The sequence below is a fragment of the Streptomyces sp. NRRL F-6676 genome (assembly GCF_000725625.1).
GTDB lineage: Bacteria > Actinomycetota > Actinomycetes > Streptomycetales > Streptomycetaceae > Streptomyces.
On sequence record NZ_JOHS01000074.1, the window covers coordinates 1 to 21,412 of the forward strand.

Here is a 21,412-nt window from a genome sequence, read left to right on the forward strand (position 1 = left end):
GTCGTCGGCGTCAACCGCTTCCAGCTCGACGAGGAGGAACCCTACGAACCCCTCCGCGTCGACCCCGCCATCGAGGCCCGCCAGGCCGAACGCCTGGCGAAACTGCGGGCATGGAGATGCCGGGAACGCGTCAATACCGCGCTGCTGGAGATGCGGAAGGCCGCCGAGGGCGAGGACAACGTCCTCTATCCGATGAAGGAGGCGCTCGCCGCCGGGGCCACGGTCGGGGAAGTGTGCGACGCATTGCGGGAAGTGTGGGGCACGTACCGGCCCACCGACACCTTTTGAGCCGTGATACCGAGTGGTGATCCCTTTCCCGCAAAGGCAACCGGTGCGCGGGGCGCACGCGTCTCAACTGTGAGAAAGGGCACGGTGCGCACCCGTTTAGGGCCGCCACGAGAACCTTTTCCCGCCGTTCCCGGCCGACCGCCGGGCGCACCCCCGGACGCCCCCGATAACCCGGCACGCGCCACCGCGAGAAAGGTAGACTCCCGCACGAAACGATCGAACAGTTCGAACTCCACAGGATGACTCCACAGAATGAGGAATTGCCCGGCAATGCTCATCTCCGGAATCACTGCTTCAAACGGCCGAATTCAGCCATCGTTTCTCCACAAATCACGGCTTCAACCATTGCACGTCGAACGCTGTCGTCCCTGACGCGCGGCCACCCGTGCCGCTCCCTGCCACCGCGCGCTTTCCCCCCTCCCCCCACCAGTCCATGTCGTCGCGCCATGTCAGGAGTACTCATGTACAGCCAGGACCAGCGTTCCGGGGCCGAGGAGCAGGCCCCGGACGGACACCGGCCGATACGGTTCCGGGTACTGGGCCCCCTCACCGTCCAGGACCGGGACGGCCGGGCCATCCCCATACCCGGGACGAAACAGCGGGCGGTCCTCGGGCAGCTGCTGCTGCACCCCAACCAGGTCGTCGCCACCAGCCGGCTGGTGGACGCCCTGTGGCCGGGCAGGAAGCCGGTCACCGCGCGGAAGATGGTGCAGAACGCCGTCTCCGCGCTGCGCACCGCACTCGCCCGCGGCAACGGGCCGGACGACGAAGTGGTCCTGCTGACCCACGCGCCCGGCTATCTGCTGCGCGTCGACCCCGACACTGTCGACCTGCACCGCTCCCGCCGTCTGGCCGAACAGGGGCGGCGGGAGCTGGCCGACGGCGCGCCGGCCGCCGCGGCCGAGTCGTTCCGCCAGGCGCTGGCGCAGTGGAACGGCGCGGTGCTCGCGGATCTGGTGGAGACCGGAGCCTCCTGGCCGGAACTGACCGCGATGTCCGAGGAGCGCCAGGCCATCCGCGAGGACCGCGCCGACGCCGAACTGCGGTGCGGCCGGCACCAGTTGGTCCTGGGCGAGCTGCGACTGCTCGCCGAGGCGGACCCCATGAACGAGCGGCTGTGCGCGCTCCTCATGCTCGCGCTGCACCGCAGCGGCAAGCCGGCCGACGCCCTGGAGGTCTACCGGCGTCAACGGGCCCTGCTCACCGAGCGGTTCGACAGCGAGCCCACGCGGGCGCTGCGGGATCTCGAGCGGGCGGTGCGCACCCGGGATCCGTCGCTCGATCCGCCCGTACCGCCGGAGCCCGTCCGTCCGCCCGCCCCGCCCGGCCCGGCGGCGGACCGTCCGGCCCCCCGGACGGTGCCCCGGGAGGCCGCCCGCACCGTCTTCCGAGCACCGCCCTCGACACCCGCCTCGGCGCTGGTCACCGAGGCGTCCCCGCCGGCCCCCGCCCTCGCCCCGCCCGCCACCGGGGAGGACGCCCCGCCGGGGCACGGCGCGGGGGAACGCAAGCGGCTGAGCGCGGTCCTGGTGCGGGTCGAGCCGCCGGCCCCCGCCCTCGGGAGCGACGACGCGGAGGCCTTCGACAGCCGGTTCCGCGAGGTGTCGGCCGTGGTCGCGGAGGTGGCCGGAGGCTACGGCGGGACCGTGGCCGGCCGGATCGGCTCCACCCTGCTGATGCTCTTCGGGGTGTTCCGCAGCCGCGTGGACGACGCGCTGCGCGCCGTGCGGGCCGGGCACGCGGTGCAGGACCGGCTGCTGCGGCTCACCCTGCCCGCCGGCGCCGTGCCGTCCGTCGGCGGGGTGCGGGTGGCGGTGTCGACCGGGGACGCGCTGGTCCGGTTCGCCGAGGCGGGCCAGGACGCCGCGCCCATGGTCGTCGGCGCCCTGCTCGACCAGTGCCTGCGGCAGCTGGAGTCGGCCGAACCGGGCCGCATCAAACTGTGCGACGCCACCCGCAGGGCCGCCCGGCTCGTCACCACCGGCCTCGGCGACCCGCTGGAGGCCGTGCCGGCGTCCGTCGCCGGGGCGGCGCTCGGCCGGCCGCCGGCCGCGCCGGGGGCGAAGGCCCCGCTGGTGGAGCGCGAGGCCGAGCTGGATGTGCTGGCCGCCCTGCTCAACCAGGCGGCGCGCACGGGCAGGCCGCGCCAGATCAGCGTGCTCGGGGAGCCCGGCGTGGGCAAGACCCGGCTGGTCCAGGAGTTCGCCCGCCTGGTGGGTGCGCGCGCGGAGGACGCGCACCTGCTGCGGCTGCGGATTCCGGTCCTCGGCCGTGCCACCGGTCCGGCCACGCTGGGCGACCTGGTCGCCCTGTGCGCGGGCCTGCGCCCGGAGGACCCGCCGGGGACGGTCGACGACAAGCTCGCGGCGGCGCTGGGGCGCTGGCTGGGACCGCGGGTGGCGGGGCGGGAGGCCCTCCTCGGCCGGCTGCGCGCCCTGGTCGCACCGGCGCCCACCGGCGGCGGGCGGTTCGGCGCCGCGCACGCCGCCGACGACTCGGCCGGTGCGGCGACCGCCGCCTGCCGGGCGATGCTGGAGGCGCTCGCGGCCGAGAAGCCCCTGGTGCTCGTCCTGGAGGACCTGCACCTCGCGGACGACAGTGTGCTCGACTTCGTCGACGGCCTGGCCGAGCCCTCGGCCCGGGTCCCGCTGCTCGTGGTCACCACCGCGCGTCCCGATCTGATCGAGCGCAGGCCGGACTGGGGCGGGGGCGGCTACCGGACGACGAGCACCCTGCACCTGGAGCCCCTGAGCGAGGATGCCTCCGCGCGCCTCGTGCGCCGGCTCTGGGAGCACTGGGGCGTGCGCCGCGAGATCGACCCGGTCGAGCTGGCGGCGGTGACCGGCGGCACCCCGCTGTTCGTCACGGAGTACGCGGCCCTGTTCAGGTCCCCGGGCTCCGCGGACCGGCCGGAGCCGCGCACTGCGCTCCCGGGGCATCCGCCCGAGCGGGTCAGGGCCGTGGTCACCGAGCACATCGACACCCTGCGCCCGCAGGCCAAGGCGGTGCTGCGGGAAGCGTCGGTCCAGGGCCCCCGGTTCTGGTCCGAGGCCGTCGCGGCCGTGGGCCGGCGGGAGGTGGCCGAGTCCGAGCGGTGGCTGGCCCATCTCGAACGGCGCCACTTCCTGGTCCGGGCGGACCACAGTTCCATCCCGGGCTCGGACGAGTACGTGTTCCGCAGCGCCTGGGTGCGCGAGGTGACCCGGCTGTCGGTGCTCCAGCCGGCCCGCCGGGAGGGGCGGCGCCGGGCGGACGCGTGGCTCGCGCGGCGGACGCCGGAGATCCGGTGACTGTCCAGTGGACCGGCAGTGGAAGCTTGCCTCTACGTCCGCGGCCGGGTCGCTGACATGCTTCTCGCGGGGCCGGAGAGAGCGCTGAACTCCGGGGAGACCCGACGGCACGCGCGGGACACGGCGCGCCGCCGTCCGGCTCCGGACAGATCCGGATCGCACCACCAGATGGGTCCAGTTCGTACAAGGGGGAAGACCGATGTCGTACGTCCAGACGCAACCCGCCGCACCCACCGGCCGGGCGACCGCCCGCCCGGTGCTCACGGTACTCACGGTCCTGCCGAACGAGGTCGCGCGCCGGGGGGTCCGCAGCCTGCTCGACGGGCCCGGCCACGGCTGCTCCGTGGTGGCCTGCGCCGGTCCCGAGGAGGCCGCGGCGCTGTTGCGCGCCGAGCGGTACGGCCTGCTGATCGTGTCGGCGGCCTACGGGGAGGCGCCGCTGGCCGAGCTGGTCGGGGAGAGCTCCCGGTCGGGGGTGAAGTCGCTGCTGCTCCTGGACAGCGCGGAGCCCGAGTACATCCCGTGGATCGCCGCCATCCCGTTCGACGGCTATGTGATGCAGGAGGATCTGACGCCGGACTCCATGGCGGAGGCGCTGCGCCGGCTGGAGCGGGGCAAGCTGCCGATACCGGACACCCTCGCCCGGCTGTTCATCCGGCACGCGGGCCGCAGCCGGGGGGCGCACCGCAGCCCCCGGGTCCAGCTCACCCCGCGGGAGCAGGCGGTGCTCGGGCTCATCGCGGAGGGGCTGAGCAACCGGATGATCGCGCACCGGTTCGGCATCTCGGAGCACGGTGTGAAGCGCCATGTGGCCAATCTGCTGGCCAAGTTCAACTGCTCCAACCGGGCGCAGGCCGTCTCGGTGGCATTGCAGCAGGGGCTGCTGGCCTGACGGTTCCGTGTCGCGGGGGTGCGGTGGCGTCGTCCTCGGCGGGGTTCAGCCCGTCGGGGACAGGGCGTGCCACGCCCCGTCGGCCATCGTCCCGGCGTCGACCGGTTCCGGTGTCATCAGCCAGTGCCGCAGGACGCCGATGAAGGCGCCGGCCGCGCAGTGCGCCCGCAGCGCGGTGCCGGAGCCGTCGCGCGGTCCGGCCGGGGCGGCGGCGAGCTGGTGCGCGACCTGCTCGGCGACCAGTTGCTGCAACCGGTTCAGGAACCGGGCGGAGCCGCAGGGGCCCAGCATCCGCCGGTAGAGGACGAGCTGGGACTCCACGTGGCGGAAGACGTCGGTGAAGGCCGGTGGCGTCCGGCGCGGGCCGTCGACCAGCGGGCAGCGGGCCAGCACCGCCACCAGCGCGGTCAGTTCGTCCTCCATCGCGTCCAGCAGCAGCGCGTCACGGTCGCTGTAGTGCTGGTAGACGGTGGCGCGGTTCACCGTCGCCCGCTCGGCCACGTGCGCCACGGTGATGCCCGACAGCTCGCGCTCGGCGGCCAGTTCGAGCGCGGCCGACCGCAGCAGCGCCCGGGTCCGCAGCACCCGCGGATCGACGCGCTTGGTGCCGGGGTCTGTCGTGGTGTCGGACATTCGCCCAGGTTACACCTGTACCCGACAGTTGTCGCAGAGTGATCCGGCCGGGCCGACGGGCGGTGCCCGGCCGGGGGCGTCCGCCCGGCGGTCCGGCGCCACCGGACGGGCGCCGCCGGGCGGGCGGCCCGAACGGGCCGGTCGGACGGGTCTGGGCGGCCGGCGGGGGCTTCGTGAGGATGGCCGACCAGTGACGGCCACTCAACGGAGGAACCCGATGACCGCAAGCGATCGGAACCCAGTCGGCGGCCCCGGGGCCGAGGTGGACGTGTGCGTGACCGGCGGCGGCGCCACCGCGCTCCTGGCGGCGCTGCGATGCGCGCGGGCGGGCCGCTCGGTGCTGCTCGTCGCCCCCGAGGCGGAGTTCGAGCCGGCCGGCGCGGGCATCTCCCCCCTCGTGGCGCCGCCGACCCTCGGCCTGCTCGCCGGGGAGGGCGTCGAGGAGGAACTGCTCGCGGCCGGTCAGCGCGTCCTGGGCGCCGACGACCACGGGCGGGACGGGCTGCTCTCCCGCTGGCGGTACCACGACCTCCCCGGCATCGCCCGGCCGTACGGCCTGACGGTACCCACCGGAACGCTGGTGCAGGCGCTGCTGGCCCGGCTGCGCGCGGAGCCGGGCGCGACGGTGCGGACCGGCCGGCGGGTGGCCGCGGTCGAGCAGGACGACGACGGTGTCCTGCTGACCTTCGCGGACGCCGCCGGGGGCGGGGACGGCGGCGAGGAACGGGTCGTGGCGCGGTACGCGGTCGCCGCGGACGGCCGGCACTCCCCGCTGCGCGACCTGACCGGCATCACCGTCCGCGACACGCCGTTCGGGCGCCCCGGCTGGCTGGTGGCCGCGCCGGTCCTGCCGAGGCGCGAGCCGGTGCTGCTGGTGCGGCACCCGGCTCCGCAGGCGCTGTTCACCGTGCCCACGCCGGGCTCGTCGATGGCCGTCGTGTGGTGCCCCGACCAGGAGCAGGGCGAGGCGCTGGGGCAGGGGGACCCGGCCGTGCTCGCCGGGCAGATCAAGGCGGTCGACCCCGAACTGGCCGACTGGCTGGGCGAGGTCCGCGGCCGGACCTCCCCGGTGTTCCGGATCGACTTCGCGATGTGGCGGGCGTCGTCCTGGCGCGCGGGCCGGGTGCTGCTGCTCGGCGAGGCCGCGCACGGGCTGCACACGCTGGGCGGGCAGGGCCTCAACCAGTCCCTGCACAGCGCCGCGTCACTGGCCCGCGCGGTGGACGACGCCCTCGCGCACAAGGACCCCTCCCGGGTGGAGACCTACGAGCGCGTCCGCCGCCCCTACGTGGAGCGGTTGCAGCAACTCCAGTGGGACACCCCGGCGTTGCGCTCCTACGACGCCACGCCCCCGGAGCGCGGCGCCCACCAGGACTTCGTCGAGGCGATGACGACGCTGCAACCGGAGCTCGTCGCCCAGCTCGGCGCCGACGGCCACTGAGAACACCGCCCCCTTCCCTCACTCACGCACCGAATCGAGGTCGACCATGGCTCTACCGGACGGCTGGTGGGCACCGCACGACGGGTATGTCGCGCGGATTCTGTCCGCGCTGACCGCCCAGCCGGACCGCGTCGCCGTGCGCTGGCGGCAACAGGCGCTGACCGGCGGGGAGTTCGCGGCCTCGGTCGCCGCGACTGCCGCACTGCTGCGGGAGCGGGGCGCCGGGCCGGGCGGCGTGGTGGGCGTCCTGACCGCGTCCAACAGCCCCGACATGCTGCGGGTCCGCTACGCGGTCCATCTGCTCGGCGCGGCCGTCTGCCACGTGCGCTCCACCAACCCCGGCACCTCCGCGCCCGCGCTGCCCGTCGAGGCCCAGCTCCGCATCCTGCTCGACACCCGGGTCCGGGTGCTGTTCACCGACGCGGAGAACGCCGACCGCGCCCGGGTCCTCGCCGAGCGCGCCCGGGGCCGTGTCGCCGTCGTGGACTCCGGTGCTCCGGAGGGCGCGCGGGAGTTCACCGCCGTGCCCTGGCGGCCGCACGCCCTGGCGGTGATCGGTTTCACCAGCGGCAGCACCGGCCGGCCGAAGGGCATCCGGCTGTCGGCGGCGGCCTGGGACAACCTCGTCGAGGTGACCGGGCAGGCGTTCACCGGCGAGGCGGGGGCCACCGCCCGGCTGCTGGTGACCACGCCGCTGAGCCACACCGTCGCCACCATGGCGGACGCCGTCCTGGCCGGCGGCGGCACCGTCGTCCTGCACGAGGAGTTCGCGCCAGGACCGGTGCTGCGGGCCCTGGCCGAGCACCGGATCAGCCATACGTTCATGGCCACGGCCCACCTCTACCAACTGCTCGACCACGAAGGGCTCCCGGCCGCCGACCTGTCCGCGCTGCGCCAGCTCATCTACACCGGCAGCGCCGCCGCGCCCGCGCGCGTCGCCGAGGCCGTACGGCGCCTGGGTCCCGTACTGGTGCAGGGCTACGGGACCAGCGAGAGCGGCCGGATCACCCTGCTGCACCCCGGCGACCACCAGGACCCGGAGCTGCACACCACGGTGGGCCGCCCGTTCCCCGAGAACGAGATCGCCGTCCACGACCCGGACACCGAACAGCGGCTGCCGCCGGGCGCCACCGGCGAGGTGTGGGTGCGTTCCCCGCACCTGATGGACGGCTACTGGGGCGACCCCGCGCTGAGCATGCGCACGCTGCGCGGGGAGTGGTACCGCACCGGCGACCTCGGCCGGATCGACGAGCGGGGGTGTCTGTCCCTGCTCGGCCGGATCGCGGACGTGGTCAAGGCCGACGGGGTGCTGGTCCACCCGGCCGTCGTCGAACGCCGGATCCTCACCCTTCCCGGCATCGCGCAGGCCGCCGTCTTCGGTGTGCGCGACCCCGACCTCGTCGAGCACCTCGAGGCCGCCGTCGTGCCGCGGCCGGGCGCGCGGGTCGACGCCGAGGACGTGCGCGCGCACATCGCCGCGGGGCTGAGCGCCGGGCACGTGCCCGAGGAGGTCCTGGTCCTCGACGCGCTGCCCCTCAACCCCGGGGGCAAGCCGGACAAGCACCGGCTGCGCCTCGCCCGGCACGGCACCACCCATTCGAACATTCCCGTACGAGAGGTGAGTTGACGCCATGAACCGACTCCTGGACCACTTCGCCGGTGAGCTGGAGGCCCTCGGCGGGCAGCGCAGGGACTTCCTGGAGATCGGCCGCCGCGCCGGCCGCTTCCCGAGCGCGCTCGCCCGGCTCCAGGACGCGCCCTCCGACGTGGAGATCAGCGTCTGGTGCAGCAACGACTACCTCGGCATGGGCCAGCACCCCTCGGTGCTGGAGGCGGCCAAGAACGCCGTCGACGCGTTCGGCGCCGGTTCCGGCGGCTCCCGCAACATCGGCGGCACCAACTTCTACCACGTGCTCCTCGAACGGGAACTGGCCGAACTGCACGGCAAGGAGGCGGCCCTGGTCTTCTCCTCCGGCTACACGGCCAACGACGGGGCGCTGACGGTGCTGGCCGGCCGGGCGCCGGGCACCCAGGTCTTCTCCGACGCGCTGAACCACGCCTCGATCATCGACGGACTGCGGCACAGCGGCGCCGAGAAGCACATCTTCCGCCACAACGACGTGGCGCACCTGCGGGAGCTGCTGGCCGCCGCCGATCCCGGACGGCCCAAGCTGATCGTGCTGGAGTCGGTGTACTCGATGTCCGGCGACGTGGCGCCGCTCGCCGAGATCGCCGCCCTGGCCGAGGAGTTCGAGGCCGCCACGTTCGTCGACGAGGTGCACGCGGTGGGCATGTACGGCCCGCAGGGCGCCGGGATCGCCGCGCGGGAGGGCATCGCCGACCGGTTCACGGTGTACATGGGCACGCTCGCGAAGGGGTTCGGCACGGCGGGCGGGTACATCGCCGGTCCGGCCGACCTCGTGGACGCGGTGCGCGCCCTGTCCCGGCCGTTCATCTTCACCACCTCGCTCCCGCCGGCCACCGCCGCCAGTGCCCTGGCCGCGGTCCAGCACCTGCGTTCCTCCGAGGCGGAGCGGGACCGGCTCGCGGCCAACGCGGGGCTGCTGCACCGGCTGCTGGGCGAGCGGCGGATCCCGTTCGTGTCGGACGAGTCGCACATCGTCTCGGTGTTCGTCGGGGACGACACGCAGTGCCGCAGGGCCTCGGCGATCCTGCTGGAACGGCACGGGATCTATGTGCAGCCGATCAACGCGCCCAGCGTCCGGGAGGGCGAGGAGATCCTGCGGGTGGCGCCGTCCGCGACGCACACGCTCGGCGACGTGGAGAAGTTCGCCGAGGCGCTGGACGGCATCTGGCAGGAACTGGGCATCCCGCGCGGCGGTGTCCGCGGCACCTGACCCGCCCGGCCCGCGCGTCCGTGCCGGGCGCGCGGGCCGTACCCGTCGCTGTCCTGGTGCCCGGTGGCGCATGTCCGGCCGGGCGGAACGGAGTTGATGACCGATGTCCCTTTCGCTGGCCGCCGTGCTCGCCGAGCCGGCCGCGCGCCGCCCGCACCACCCGGCGCTCGTCTTCGAGGGCCGGGAGGTGTCGTACGCGCAGCTGTGGCACCGGGCGCGGCAGTACGCGGCCGTGCTCGGCGCCCGCGGGGTGCGTCCCGGCGACCGGGTGGCACTCCTGCTGGCCAACACCCCGCACTTCGCCATGGCCTACTTCGGGGCGCTCGCGGCCGGCGCCGTCGTCGTCCCCGTGCACGCGCTGCTCAAGGCGGAGGAGATCACGTACGTGCTGCGGGACTCCGGGGCCCGGGTGCTGGTGTGCGCGGGCGGGTTCCTCGGCGAGGGCACCAAGGCGGCCGAGATGGCGGGCGTCGAGGTGCTGACCGTGCTCGCCGAGGAGGAACCGGCGGACCGGCGCCTGGACCTCCTGGCCGAACGGGCGGCGCCCATGGACCGGTACGTGCCGCGCGAGCCCGCCGACGCGGCCGTCGTCCTGTACACCTCCGGCACCACCGGCCGGCCCAAGGGCGCGGTGCTCACCCATCTGAACCTCACCATGAACATCGGCGTCACGATGCTCTCCCCGTTCGACTTCCACGCCGACGACGTGCTGCTCTGCCCGCTGCCGCTGTTCCACACCTTCGGGCAGGTCTGCGGCATGGGGGTGTGTTTCCGGGCGGGGGCGACGATGGTGCTGATGCCGTCGTTCGACGCGGACGAGGCCGTGGAGCTGATGTGCCGTCACCGCCGCATGGTGTTCATGGGCGTGCCCACCATGTACCTGGCGCTGCTCGACGCGGCCCGCGCGCGCCGGGCGCCGGGCCGGCCGCTGCTGGACCGGGCCTACTCCGGGGGGTCGGCGCTGCCGGTGAAGGTGCTGGAGGAGATCCAGGAGGTGTTCGGCTGCCCGGTGTACGAGGGCTACGGACTGACGGAGACCTCGCCGGTGGTCGCCTACAACCAGCCGGGGCTGCCCCGGCGGCCGGGGACCGTGGGGTGGCCGGTGTGGGGCGTGGAGGTGGCCGTCACCGCGCCGGACGCCGAGCACCGCGTCGAGCCGCTGCCCGCCGGGGAGGTCGGGGAGGTCGTCGTGCGCGGGCACAACGTGATGGCCGGATACCTGGGCCGCCCGGAGGCCACCGCCGAGGTGCTGGTGGACGGCTGGTTCCGCACCGGTGACCTGGGCACCCTGGACGAGGAGGGCTGTCTGACCCTCGTGGACCGCAAGAAGGACATGGTGGTGCGCGGCGGGTACAACGTGTATCCGCGCGAGGTCGAGGAGGTGCTGTCCCGGCATCCGGCGATCGCGCAGGTCGCGGTGGTCGGCGTGCCGCACCCCCGGTACGGCGAGGAGGTGTGCGCGGTGGTGCGCACGGCGCACGGCGCGGAGGGCACCGAGCGGCTCGGCGCGGAGATCGTGGCGTGGAGCAAGGAACGGCTGGCCGGCTACAAGTACCCGCGCCGGGTGGAGTTCGTCGACTCCTTCCCTCTGGGGCCGAGCGGAAAGGTCCTCAAGCGCGAACTGACGGCGCGGCTCGCGGGGTAGGGGCGGCGTTACGGCTACGGGCGCTGCCCGGCACTCGTGAGTGCCGGGCAGCGCCCGTGGCCGTGTCACCCGCAGGTCACCTGTTGGCGAGCGCGCGGGCGAGGTCGGCCGTCCACCGGTAGGAGTCGGTGACGCCCTTCAGGGAGCCGTTGAAGTGCGGGGCCACGAACCGGGCGAGGAGTTCCAGGCTGCGGTGGGTGGCCTCGCGGTCCGCCCAGTCCATCACGTTGACCAGGAGCCGTCCGAAGCCGCCGGTCTCCTGCTGTACGTCCCGGACCGCCTCGACGACCTCGTCCACGGAGCCGGCGAGGGTGCCGCGCTGGTCGATCAGCTCCTCCAGCAGGGCGCGGGCCTCGGCGCGGGAGCCCACCGGCGGGGTGCCGAGCAGGGCCCAGTACTCGTTGCGGTAGCGCATCCAGCCGTCGACGATCTCGTCCAGGGCGCGGGCCCGGCTGTCCGACACGTGCACGGTCAGCGCGACCCGCCAGTCGGCCCGGTCCAGCTTGTGCCCGTGCTCGGCGGCCGACTCCTCGGCGTGCTGCCACTGGCCGACGAGGTCGCCGATCCGGCTGCCCGGCTTCGGCGGGATGCCGAAGGACAGCGGGGCGATGCCGTACTGGCCGGCGAGCCGCATGCCGAACGGCGAGACGGCGCTGGAGACCGCCATCGGAAGTCCGGCCGGCGTGCTGGGCCGCAGGTGCAGCCGCGCGTCGCGCAGCCGGAACCAGTCGGTCTCCCGGGTCACGGGGCCCTCACCGGCCACCAGTTGGCGGATCACGTCCAGGGACTCGGCGGTGCGGCGCCTGGTGTCCGCCGGGTCGATGCCGAGGAAGTGCATGTCGGTGGGGATGGAACCGGCCCCCACCCCGAGGGTGAACCGGCCGCGGGTCAGGTGGTCCAGCTGGAGGGCGCGCGTGGCCACCATGTAGGGGTGGTGGTAGGGCAGGCTCACCACGCCGGTGCCGAGGCGGATGTGCCGGGTGCGCTCGGCGGCGGTGGCGAGGAACAGCTCGGGCGAGCCGATGGTCCCCCAGCCCGCCGAGTGGTGCTCGCCCACCCACAGTTCCTCGTAGCCGAGCCGGTCGAGCCACTCGGCGAGTTCCAGATCCCGCCACAGGCTCAGGGCGGGGTCCTCCCCCAGCGGGTGCAGTGGCGACAAGAAGGCTCCGAAGCTCATCCGGTCCATGGGGCTCCTCACTTCGACGGAAGTCGCGACAGTCGTGCCGCGAGTCTGGTGCCGGTGGGACGGGCTTTCGCCCCCCGAACGGACCGGCCCTTCCACGGCCCCGAACGCCGTCCCCGGCCGGGGCCGCCGACCGGGGACCGTCGTGCGGGTACCTCGAACGGGTCGCTCTCCCGGCGCATTGGACGACACCCGTTGCCAATCCAACAGGTGTTGTGGAACGCTGAGCATCCTCACCTCGTGACCCAGCGCTCCGAAGAGCACACGAAGAGCACGCAGAAGAGAAAGAGAGCGACGTGACGACCCAGCAGGAACGGACCTCGGCGGACGAGTCCGAGCGCATCGGTCCCGATCTGTGGTGGCTCGCCGCCATCATGGCGTTCGGCAGCTTCGCCGGGCTCCTCGACGCCACCATCACCAATGTCGCGATCGGGCCGCTGGCGGCGGCCTTCGACGCCGAGATCGCCACCGTGCAATGGGTGGTGACGGGATATCTGCTGGCCATCACCGCCACCCTGCCGCTCGGCGCGTGGGCGATGGCCCGGTACGGCGCCCGCGAGACGCTGCTGTTCTCCCAGGCCGTGTTCCTGATCGGCTCCCTGCTGTCGGGGCTCGCCTGGGACGCGTCCAGCCTGATCGGCTTCCGGGTGCTCCAGGGCATCGGCGGCGGCCTCGCCCTCCCCGTCGGACAGGCGCTGATCGCCCAGGCGGCCGGACCCCGCCGCCTCACCAAGCTGATGTCCCTCGTGACCGTGCCCGCCCTGTTCGCCCCGCTGGTCGGGCCGTCGCTCGGCGGCGTGCTGGTCGACCACGCGAGCTGGCGCTGGATCTTCCTGATCAACGTGCCGTTCTGCGTCGTCACCCTCGGCCTGATCCTGTGGCGGGTGCGCAACGTCATCGCCCCGACGAAGGACGCCGTCCTGGACACGCTCGGCCTGGTGCTGCTCGTCCCCGCGCTCGCCGGGCTGATCTACGGGTTCTCCGAGGCCGGGGCGGCCGGCGGGTTCACCGGGACGCGCGCCCTCGCCGGCCTCGGCGCCGGCGTCGTGCTCGGCGTCGCCTTCGTCGCGCACGCCCTGCGCCGGCGCAGCGAGGCCGTCCTCGACCTGCGGCTGTTCCGGGTACGGGACTTCGCGGCCGGGAACCTGGCCAGCATGGTCATGGCCGTCGCGATGTACGGCGTCCTCATCCCGCTGCCGCTGTACTTCCAGGTGGTCCAGGGCACCAGCGTGCTGGAGTCGGCGCTGATGCTGCTGCCCCAGAGCCTCGGCTACCTCGTCGCGGTCTCCCTGTTGCAGCGGCTGACCGTGGCCCTGGGCGTGCGCACCGTCACCCTGGCCGGCGTCGTCCTCGTCGGCGTGGGCACGCTGCCGTACGTCGTCATCGACGCCGATCCGAGCCGGTTCCTGCTGGGCGCGGCGCTGGTCGTGCGCGGTCTCGGGCTCGGGGCGTCGATGATGCCGACGATGACCGCCGCGTTCAGCAGCGTGCCCAAGGAGGTGGTGCCGCGCGCCACCAGCGCCTTCCACGTCTTCCAGCGCATCGGCGCCTCGCTGGGCACGGCGGTGCTCACCGTGGTGCTCCAGAACGAGGCGCTGCGTCATCTGCCCGCGGCGGTACCGGGGTTGGCGGCGGTCGCGCCCGGCAGTGCCGTCGCCCACGGGCTGGCCTCGTCGTTCCGGGCACCGTTCTGGTGGGCGCTGGCCTTCACGGCGCTCGCGCTGGTGCCGGCCTTCTTCCTGCCCGGCCGCGGGTCCACCGCGGCGGCCGGCGACGCGGACGGTCCGCCGGCGCGGGCGGGTGCGGCGCCCGTACTGTCCGAATAGCCCTCGCCCTCCCCTGGCCCGCCCCCCACGGCGTGCCCACGCCACGCGCTCCATCCCACGCGCTCCACCCCACGCGCTCCACCCCACACGCTCCGCGCGGTGACGCAGCACGCGTCACCTGCGCGGAGCGCGTCGCGTCGGGGGCCGTTCCCCGCTCGCCCCACCCTCGCCGGGCCCTGCCCGACCGGGCCACCCCGCGCTGCCTGACCGGCCACCTCTCCGGGCGTGCTCCCGTTGCCCCTGCCGGAGGGCCACCCCGTTCGAGGATTCCGGGTCGGGACCGCCGGCCACAGACTCGGATCACCAACAGCCGACGCCTGTGCGGGCGGACAGGGGGAATGGACGATGGTGGCATTCGACACCGGGGCCGGGATCCGCCTGGCCCGGTTGTCACGGCACCGGGACGGACGCTTCCTCTTCGTGCCCATGGACCACTCGGTGGCCGACGGGCCGATCGTCCCGGCCAGTCGCTTCAACGACCTGGTCCAGGCGGTGGTCACCGGCGGCGCCGACGCGATCGTGGTGCACAAGGGCCGCGCCCGTACGGTGGACCCGGCCCTGCTGCGCGACTGCGCGCTGATCGTGCACCTGAGCGCCAGCACCCCGCACTCCCCCGACGCCGAGGCCAAGGTGCTGGTCGGCGCGGTGGAGGAGGCGGTGCGGCTCGGCGCCGACGCCGTCAGCGTGCACGTCAACATGGGCTCCGACACCGAGGCCCGCCAGCTCGCCGACCTCGGCACCGTGGCCGAGGCCTGCCAGAAGTGGTCGGTGCCGCTGCTGGCCATGGTCTACCCGCGCGGCCCCCGGATCTCCGACCCGCACGACCCGGCGCTCCTCGCGCACGCGGTCAACGTGGCGGCGGACCTGGGGGCGACGCTGGTGAAGACCGCCTGGCCGATGCCCCTGTCGGAGCTGGCCGCGGTCACCGCGAGCTGCCCGATCCCGGTCCTGGTGGCCGGCGGCGGCGACCAGGACGGTGACCTCACCGCCTTCGCCACGGCGGCCATGGAGGCGGGGTGCGGGGGCCTGGCCGTCGGCCGGCGGGTGTTCGGCAGCCCCTCGCCGACGGCCGCCCTCAAGGCCCTGGCCGCCGTGGTGCACGCCGACCCGCCGGAGCCCGCGGTCACCCGGCCCCTCGGCGCCGACGCCGCCGTCTGAACGCCGTCCGAACGCCGTCTCGCGGCGGAAACCGCAGCCCACCCGTGCCGGAAGGAAGACACATGCGCGACGAGATCCGCGAGTTCGTCCTCACCACCATCCGTGAGGTGATGAACCTGCCGCTCCCCGAGGACCTCACGGACGACACCCCGCTCGGCGAGGGCGGCCTCGGCCTGGAATCGCTGTCGCGGCTGGAGCTGATGATCCAGCTCGAGAGCGCCTACGGCATCGAGGTCCCCGAGGCCGACAGCGACGCCCAGGAGAACGCGACGCTGGGCGAGTTCGTGGACGCCGTCGCCGCCCTGCGCGGCGCGGCGGTCGCCGACGGGGCCGGCCGGTGAGGGACGGGCAGGTGATCGACGACGCCGCCCTCGGCCGGCTGCTGCACGACTGCGGACTGCTGACCACCGACTCCTTCGACGACGACACCGAACTCGTCCTCGACTCGCTCACCCTCGTCTGGCTCGCCCACCTCCTCGACGAACAGCACGGCCTCACCGTGTCCGTCGAGGACGAGAACGGCCTGGTGTCCTGCGCCTCGGTGCGGGAGCTGCGGCGGTTCCTCGCCAGGACGGCGGAGGGCACCCACACTTCTGCGGAGATGCTCCATGGCTCATGACGTCGCGATCACCGGCCACGGGGTCCTCACCGCGTTCGGCTTCGGTGAACAGGCCCTGCTGGACGGGGTGTTCGGGGGCCGGTCCGGCTTCACCCCCGTCACCCGCTTCGACCCCACGCCGTACCGGGCCGGGTATGCGGCGACCTACGAGGGCGAGGGCCCCGAGATCCCCGGCGTGCCGGTGAAACCCGGGGTGACCCCGGGCCAGTCGGAGGTGCTCCTCGCCTGCGCCGCCGCCGCGCTGGAGATGGCCGGCACCGACGGCGCCGGCGCCCCGGTGCTGCTGGGCACCAACGGCGACCACTCGGCCGCCCCCGACTTCTGGTCGGGCACCGGCGCCCGTACCGCCGCCGACCCGCGCACCCTCGACAGCCTCCCCGCCCGCCTGCCCGAGCTGCTCGCCCGCGAACTCGGCCTGGGGGCGCCCCGCACGGCCTTCGTGAACGCGTGCGTCGCCGGCACCAACGCCCTCGCCCGCGGCGCCACGCTGATCCGCCGCGGCCTCGCCGACACGGTGGTGTGCGGGGGCGCGTACCTCGTCACCGAGGACGTCTTCGCCAAGTTCGACTCCGGACGCGCCCTCTCCCCCGAGAACGCCGTGCGCCCCTTCGACGCCGGCCGCCAGGGGCTGCTGCACGGCGACGGCGTCGCCGTCCTCGTCCTGGAGGCCGCCGACCGGGCCAGGACCCGCGGCGCCCAGGTCCTCGCCAGGCTCACCGGCTGGGGCATGGCGGCCGACGCCCATCACGTCATCCAGCCGCACCCGCGGGGGGACGGCCTGGCCCGGGCGGCCCGTACCGCGCTGCGCCGGGCGGGCGCGCCGCCCGAGCGGATCGGGTACGTCAACGCCCACGGCACCGGCACCCCGCTCAACGACGTGGCGGAGACGGCGGCGCTGCACCAGGTGTTCGGCGACCGCACGCCGGCCGTCCCGGTCAGCTCCACCAAGAGCAGCACCGGCCACATGCTCGAGGCCACCGGCGCGGTCGAGGCCGTCATCACGATGCTCGCCCTGCGCGAGGGCCTGCTGCCGCCGACCCTCGGCACCCTGAACCCCGACCCCGCGTGCGACCTGGACCATGTGCGGGACACCGCGCGGCCGTCCCGGATCACCCACGCGCTCTCCCTGAACGCCGCCTTCGGCGGGGTCGACGCCGCACTCGTACTGGAGGCGCCGTGACCGCCACCGACACCCGGCCGGCCCCGGCGTCCGCCCCGGCGCGCGCGCTCCTCTCGGCCGCCTGCCGCACCCCGTGGGGCGGCGCGGCGGCGGGACTGCCCGGCGCGGCACCGGTCGAACTGCCCCGGGTCACCGGCTTCGTGACCTCCCGGTTCAGTCCCCTCGTGCACAGCGTGGCCACCGAGTGCCTCGGCGCGCCCGGCTCCGCCGACGACCTGATCGGCCCGGCCGGACCCCGTACCGGGACGGTCCTGGCGACGATGTTCGGGGACACCGTGACGCTGGACACCGCCACCCGGCGGCTGACGGAGGGCCAGGTCCACAGCCCGCTGCTGTTCTTCCAGTCCGTCACCACCTCGATCCTCGGCCGGCTGGGCCAGTCCTACGGCATCACCGGCCCCGTCGAGTGCCTGTCCGTCGCCCGCGACGGCGCGGGCGAGGCCCTCGCCGCCGCCGATCTGATGCTGGACCAGGACGACGTCGACCAGGTCCTGCTGGTCGCCGTGGAACTCGCCGCCAACGAGCGCGCCACCTGGATCCACCGCCGCACCACCGGCCCCGACGGCCCGGACCCGCTGCCCGACGGCGACTGCGCGGTCGCCCTCCTGCTGACCCGCACCCCCGCCCCGCAAGGGGCACGGGGAACGGCGCGACAAGCCACGACGCACCCGCCCACGGACCGGACCCCCCGAGCCCTCCTGCGCTCAGGTGCCACCGGACCGACGGACCCGGCAGCGGGTGACACCCGCTTCGGCTGGCTGGCCCCCCTGGTCGCCGCCTGCGAGACCGTCCGCCCGCCGGCCGGCACCCCGGCCCGCCCCGTCCACGTCCCGGGCCGGTACGGCTACGTGGTCGCACCGCCCGAGCAGGCGGCGCCGCCCACCGCCGGCGGACCGGTGGCACCCGACGCCTCCGGGAGCCCGGCATGACGGCCCCCGAGGACGCCACCGGCACACTGGCCGCCCGCATGGGCATCGAGATCGTCGACGAGAACCCCCGGCGGCTCGTCGCCCGCATGCCGCTGGCGGGCAACCGCCAGATGTACGGCTTTCTGCACGGAGGGGCCAGCGCGGCCCTCGCGCAGGCCCTCGCCACGCACGCCGCCGCCCTCGAAGCGGGACCCGGCGGCCTGGTCACCGGCCAGGAGCTGTCCTGCACCCATCACCGGGCGGCCCGCGGCGACGGCTGGGTCGAAGGGGTGTGCACGCCGCTGTACCTCGGCGACACCCTCGGCACCTACGACGTGGCCGTCCACGACCGGCGCGGCAACCGGATCGCCTCGGCCCGGCTCACCTGCCGGCTGCGGCGGACCGCCGACCTTCCCAGGGAGTCCGCATGAGCACGACCGAGCCCACGGGGGAGCGGGCCGCGGTGCTGACCGGTGTCGGAGGCTGGGTGCCTCCGCACGTGGTCACCAACGACGACCTCTCCGCCCACCTCGACACCTCCGACGAGTGGATCCGCACCCGTACCGGCATCCGGACCAGGCACCGGGTCTCCCCCGGCATGGCCACCTCCGACCTCGCGGTGGAGGCCGGACGGCGGGCGCTGGACTCCTCCGGCGACACCCGGGCGGGGGCCGTCGTCCTGGCCACCACCACGCCCGACCGGATCTGCCCGGCCACCGCGCCCGACGTGGCCGCCCGGCTCGGCCTGCCGGGTGTCCCCGCCTTCGACGTCTCCGCCGTGTGCACCGGCTTCCTCTACGGGCTGGCGACCGCGGCGGGCCTGATCGCCACCGGTGTCGCCGACCGGGTCCTGCTCATCGGCGCCGACGCGTTCACCACCATCGTCGACCCGACGGACCGCTCGACCGCCGTCATCTTCGCCGACGGCGCGGGGGCCGTCGTGCTGCGCGCCGGCCGGCCGGACGAGCCCGGGGCGCTCGGCCCGGTGGTGCTGGGCACCGACGGGACGCTCAGCCATCTGATCCGGGTCCCGGCCGGCGGCTCCCGCCAGCGGTCGCTGCGGCAGGCGCACGAGCCGGGCGAGCAGTTCTTCCGGATGGAGGGCCGGGACACGTTCCGGCACGCCGTCGACCGGATGGCCACCGCCTCCCGGCAGGCCGTCGCGGCCGCGGGCTGGTCGATGGGCGACGTCGACCGGCTGGCCGCGCACCAGGCCAACGCGCGGATCCTCAGCGCCGTCGCGGACCGGCTCGGCATCCCCGCCGAGCACCACCTCTCCAACATCGCCGAGGTCGGCAACACGGGCGCCGCCTCGATCCCGCTGCTGCTCGCCCAGTCCGCCGCGGACGGCGGCCTCGAGGCCGGGCACCGCACCCTGCTCACCGCCTTCGGCGGCGGTCTCGCCTGGGGGGCGACCACGCTCACCTGGCCCAAGCTGTCGGCCGGCTGAGACCGCCCCGGTACGTCACACCCAGCCCGACACCCGAGGACAACACAAGGAGACGACCCGACCATGTTCACAGCACTGCGGGACATCCTCGTCGGCCCGTTCAAGGTCGATCCGGAGAAGGTCACCCCCGAGGCGACCCTGGAGCAGCTCGGGCTCGACTCGCTGTCCGTCGTCGAGCTCTCCCTGATCCTGGAGAAGGACCTCGGCGTGCGCGTCAGCGACGACGAGCTGCTGGGGACCCCGACGATCGGCGCCATGGCCGAGCTGATCGGCGAGCGCGGCGCCCCGGTCTGATGACCACGTCGACGAGCCGTCCCGGCCACGTTCCCGCCGCCCCGCGGGATGCGCCCCCGCGGGAGCTGCCCGACGGCGACGCCTTCCGCCGCGCCATGGGGCGGTTCCCCACCGGGGTCGCCATCCTGACGCAGGGGTGCGGGCCGCTGACCCGGGCGGTGACCGTCAACTCGGTCACCTCCGTGTCCCTGGACCCGCAACTGCTGTCGGTCTGCCTCGGCCGGGACAGCTCGGTCCTCGGCCCCCTTCTGGGAGCCGGGTACTTCACCGTCAATCTGCTGTCCGGCGCGCAGCGCGAGTCCTGCGCCCGCTTCGCCGGCCGGGCCCGGCCGACCGGTGCCGAAGCGCACGAGGAGCTGGGCGGGCGGCGGGGGGACAACGGCTGTCTGGTGGTCGAGGGCGCGCTGGCCGCCCTGGAGTGCCGGGTGACCGGCACGGTGTCCGCCGGCGACCACGTGATCGTCCTGGGCGGGGTCGAGGCCCTGCACCACGGCCCGGCCGAGGCGGAGCCGCTGGTCTTCTACGGCGGCGGTTACCGCCGGTTGGCACCGCCCGCACCCGCCCCGCACTGACCGCGCCGGCCCGCCCCGCGAGCCCCGTACCGCGCCACACCGCCCCACACGCCGCACCGCCCCACCCGCCGCACGACACGAAGGAGCCATTCATGTCCGACCACCCCAGGACCGCCGAGGCACAGCCGTGCGGCGTGGGCATCAGGGCCATCGGCCAGTACCTGCCCGAGCGGGTCGTCACCAACGCCGACCTGGAGCGGATGATCGACACGAGCGCCGAGTGGATCACCGAGAAGATCGGCATCCAGTCCCGGCGGTTCGCGGCCGAGAGCGACACCACCGCCACGATGGGCGCGAGCGCGCTGCTCGACGCGTGTGCCCGCTCCGGCGTCGACCCGGACTCGATCGACCTGGTGATCTGCGGCACCGTCACCCCGGACCTCATGGCGCCGGCCACCGCGGTGGCCGTCATGCGGCACGCGGGGCTCACCCAGGCCGTGGCCTTCGACGTGAACAGCGGCGGCTGCGCCGGTTCCGTCTTCGCGCTCGACGTGGCCGCCAAGTACGTGCGCTCCGGCGGCTACCACCGGGTGGCGGTGGTGCTCGCCGACACGGTCACCAAGCTGCTGGACCCGACCGACCGGATGACCGCGGTGATCTTCGGCGACGCCGCTGCCTGCTACCTCGTCGAGCCCACGGTGCCCACCAGCGGCATCACCACCACCGTGCTGCGCAACGACCCGGACGGCTACCACTCCGCCCTGGTCTCCCGCGACCCGGTCACCGACTCCGACGGCAACGAGGTCCACTCGGCGTTCGGGCGGAACTTCATCCGGATCGTCGGGCGGGACATCCGCAACTTCGCCCTGGAGAACATCCCCGGGTTCGTCCGCAAGCTGGCGGAGGAGGAGAACCTCACGCCGGAGGACCTCGACATGGTGGTGCTCCACCAGGCCAACCGGCGCATCGTCGAGGGGATCATGGACGCGCTGCGGCTGCCGTACGAGCGGACGTCCATCAACGTGGACCGCTTCGGCAACACCTCCGCCGCCGGTTCCGTGCTCGCCCTGCGCGAGGCGGTGGACGACGGCCGGATCACCCCCGGCGACCGGGTGGTGCTGGTCTCCTTCGGGGCCGGGCTGAGCGTGGGCGGCGCCCTGATGCGCTGGAGCGGCCCGCAGGACTTCCTCGCCGCGCCCTGATGAGGACACGCGCCGCGATGACACGCGCCCCGA

General features: G+C 74.5%; 20 protein-coding genes. 18 read left to right on the forward strand and 2 right to left on the reverse strand.

Translation table 11 applies throughout. From position 1 onward, the window contains the following. From IO29_RS28930 to IO29_RS28940, 3 genes are all read left to right on the forward strand, one after another. Window positions 1-288: methylmalonyl-CoA mutase family protein (locus IO29_RS28930; RefSeq protein ID WP_030382850.1), on the forward strand; the 288-nt coding region annotated here is incomplete at its 5' end. A 461-nt stretch (window positions 289-749) separates the two neighbouring features. Further along, window positions 750-3,578, forward strand: coding sequence for an ATP-binding protein (locus IO29_RS28935; RefSeq protein ID WP_051707440.1), 2,829 nt, complete (start codon window positions 750-752; stop codon window positions 3,576-3,578). A 199-nt stretch (window positions 3,579-3,777) separates the two neighbouring features. Continuing rightward, window positions 3,778-4,470 (forward strand): response regulator transcription factor, encoded by a 693-nt coding sequence (locus tag IO29_RS28940; RefSeq protein WP_051707439.1) that lies wholly within the window; start codon window positions 3,778-3,780, stop codon window positions 4,468-4,470. A 45-nt stretch (window positions 4,471-4,515) separates the two neighbouring features. Here the strand turns inward: IO29_RS28940 and IO29_RS28945 are convergent, their stop codons facing one another. Beyond that, window positions 4,516-5,103: a TetR/AcrR family transcriptional regulator gene (locus IO29_RS28945; protein WP_030382853.1), complete on the reverse strand. Its 588-nt coding sequence runs from the start codon at window positions 5,101-5,103 to the stop codon at window positions 4,516-4,518. Between the two features lie 217 nt (window positions 5,104-5,320). Between IO29_RS28945 and IO29_RS28950 the strand changes: the two genes are divergently transcribed. The 4 genes from IO29_RS28950 (at window position 5,321) to IO29_RS28965 (ending at window position 11,047) form a co-directional block, all read left to right on the forward strand. Beyond that, complete coding sequence (locus IO29_RS28950) at window positions 5,321-6,544, forward strand: FAD-dependent oxidoreductase (protein ID WP_030382854.1); 1,224 nt, start codon at window positions 5,321-5,323, stop codon at window positions 6,542-6,544. Between the two features lie 46 nt (window positions 6,545-6,590). After that, entirely contained in the window at window positions 6,591-8,171 is a 1,581-nt protein-coding gene (locus tag IO29_RS28955; protein WP_030382855.1) for a class I adenylate-forming enzyme family protein, read from the forward strand. A 4-nt stretch (window positions 8,172-8,175) separates the two neighbouring features. Beyond that, complete coding sequence (hemA, locus tag IO29_RS28960; RefSeq protein ID WP_030382856.1) at window positions 8,176-9,402, forward strand: 5-aminolevulinate synthase; 1,227 nt, start codon at window positions 8,176-8,178, stop codon at window positions 9,400-9,402. A gap of 103 nt (window positions 9,403-9,505) precedes the next feature. After that, window positions 9,506-11,047: a long-chain-fatty-acid--CoA ligase gene (locus IO29_RS28965; RefSeq protein ID WP_030382857.1), complete on the forward strand. Its 1,542-nt coding sequence runs from the start codon at window positions 9,506-9,508 to the stop codon at window positions 11,045-11,047. A 76-nt stretch (window positions 11,048-11,123) separates the two neighbouring features. Here the strand turns inward: IO29_RS28965 and IO29_RS28970 are convergent, their stop codons facing one another. Next, window positions 11,124-12,233: an LLM class flavin-dependent oxidoreductase gene (locus tag IO29_RS28970; protein WP_030382858.1), complete on the reverse strand. Its 1,110-nt coding sequence runs from the start codon at window positions 12,231-12,233 to the stop codon at window positions 11,124-11,126. A 293-nt stretch (window positions 12,234-12,526) separates the two neighbouring features. Here IO29_RS28970 and IO29_RS28975 point away from each other — a divergent pair, with 293 nt between their 5' ends. The 11 genes from IO29_RS28975 to IO29_RS29025 all read left to right on the forward strand — a co-directional run bounded on the left by IO29_RS28975 (window position 12,527) and on the right by IO29_RS29025 (window position 21,379). Next, a complete protein-coding gene (locus tag IO29_RS28975; RefSeq protein WP_030382859.1) occupies window positions 12,527-14,056 on the forward strand; it encodes an MDR family MFS transporter in 1,530 nt (509 codons plus the stop codon). Window positions 14,057-14,401: 345 nt separating this feature from the next. Then, window positions 14,402-15,214, forward strand: a complete 813-nt coding sequence (locus tag IO29_RS28980) for a 2-amino-3,7-dideoxy-D-threo-hept-6-ulosonate synthase (protein WP_033224972.1) — start codon at window positions 14,402-14,404, stop codon at window positions 15,212-15,214. A 62-nt stretch (window positions 15,215-15,276) separates the two neighbouring features. Next, window positions 15,277-15,555 (forward strand): acyl carrier protein, encoded by a 279-nt coding sequence (locus IO29_RS28985; RefSeq protein ID WP_030382861.1) that lies wholly within the window; start codon window positions 15,277-15,279, stop codon window positions 15,553-15,555. An 11-nt stretch (window positions 15,556-15,566) separates the two neighbouring features. After that, entirely contained in the window at window positions 15,567-15,833 is a 267-nt protein-coding gene (locus IO29_RS28990) for a hypothetical protein (protein ID WP_033224970.1), read from the forward strand. Continuing rightward, on the forward strand, window positions 15,823-17,013 hold the full coding sequence (locus tag IO29_RS28995) for a beta-ketoacyl-[acyl-carrier-protein] synthase family protein (protein WP_030382862.1): 1,191 nt from the start codon (window positions 15,823-15,825) through the stop codon (window positions 17,011-17,013). The genes IO29_RS28990 and IO29_RS28995 overlap by 11 nt, the downstream gene beginning before the upstream one ends. Continuing rightward, window positions 17,010-17,942 carry a beta-ketoacyl-[acyl-carrier-protein] synthase family protein gene (locus tag IO29_RS29000; protein ID WP_030382863.1) on the forward strand — a complete coding sequence of 311 codons (933 nt, stop codon included), beginning with the start codon at window positions 17,010-17,012 and terminating at the stop codon, window positions 17,940-17,942. Before IO29_RS28995 ends, IO29_RS29000 begins: the two co-directional genes overlap by 4 nt. Next, the gene (locus IO29_RS29005; protein ID WP_030382864.1) at window positions 17,939-18,352 is read left to right on the forward strand and encodes a PaaI family thioesterase; all 414 of its coding nucleotides are present in this window, start codon (window positions 17,939-17,941) and stop codon (window positions 18,350-18,352) included. The genes IO29_RS29000 and IO29_RS29005 overlap by 4 nt, the downstream gene beginning before the upstream one ends. Further along, window positions 18,349-19,371, forward strand: coding sequence for a beta-ketoacyl-ACP synthase III (locus tag IO29_RS29010; protein ID WP_030382865.1), 1,023 nt, complete (start codon window positions 18,349-18,351; stop codon window positions 19,369-19,371). The genes IO29_RS29005 and IO29_RS29010 overlap by 4 nt, the downstream gene beginning before the upstream one ends. Window positions 19,372-19,434: 63 nt before the next feature. Beyond that, on the forward strand, window positions 19,435-19,665 hold the full coding sequence (locus IO29_RS29015) for an acyl carrier protein (RefSeq protein WP_030382866.1): 231 nt from the start codon (window positions 19,435-19,437) through the stop codon (window positions 19,663-19,665). Then, complete coding sequence (locus IO29_RS29020; protein WP_051707438.1) at window positions 19,665-20,237, forward strand: flavin reductase family protein; 573 nt, start codon at window positions 19,665-19,667, stop codon at window positions 20,235-20,237. The genes IO29_RS29015 and IO29_RS29020 overlap by 1 nt, the downstream gene beginning before the upstream one ends. A 92-nt stretch (window positions 20,238-20,329) precedes the next feature. Beyond that, window positions 20,330-21,379, forward strand: a complete 1,050-nt coding sequence (locus tag IO29_RS29025; protein WP_030382868.1) for a 3-oxoacyl-ACP synthase III family protein — start codon at window positions 20,330-20,332, stop codon at window positions 21,377-21,379. Window positions 21,380-21,412: the final 33 nt, after the last annotated feature.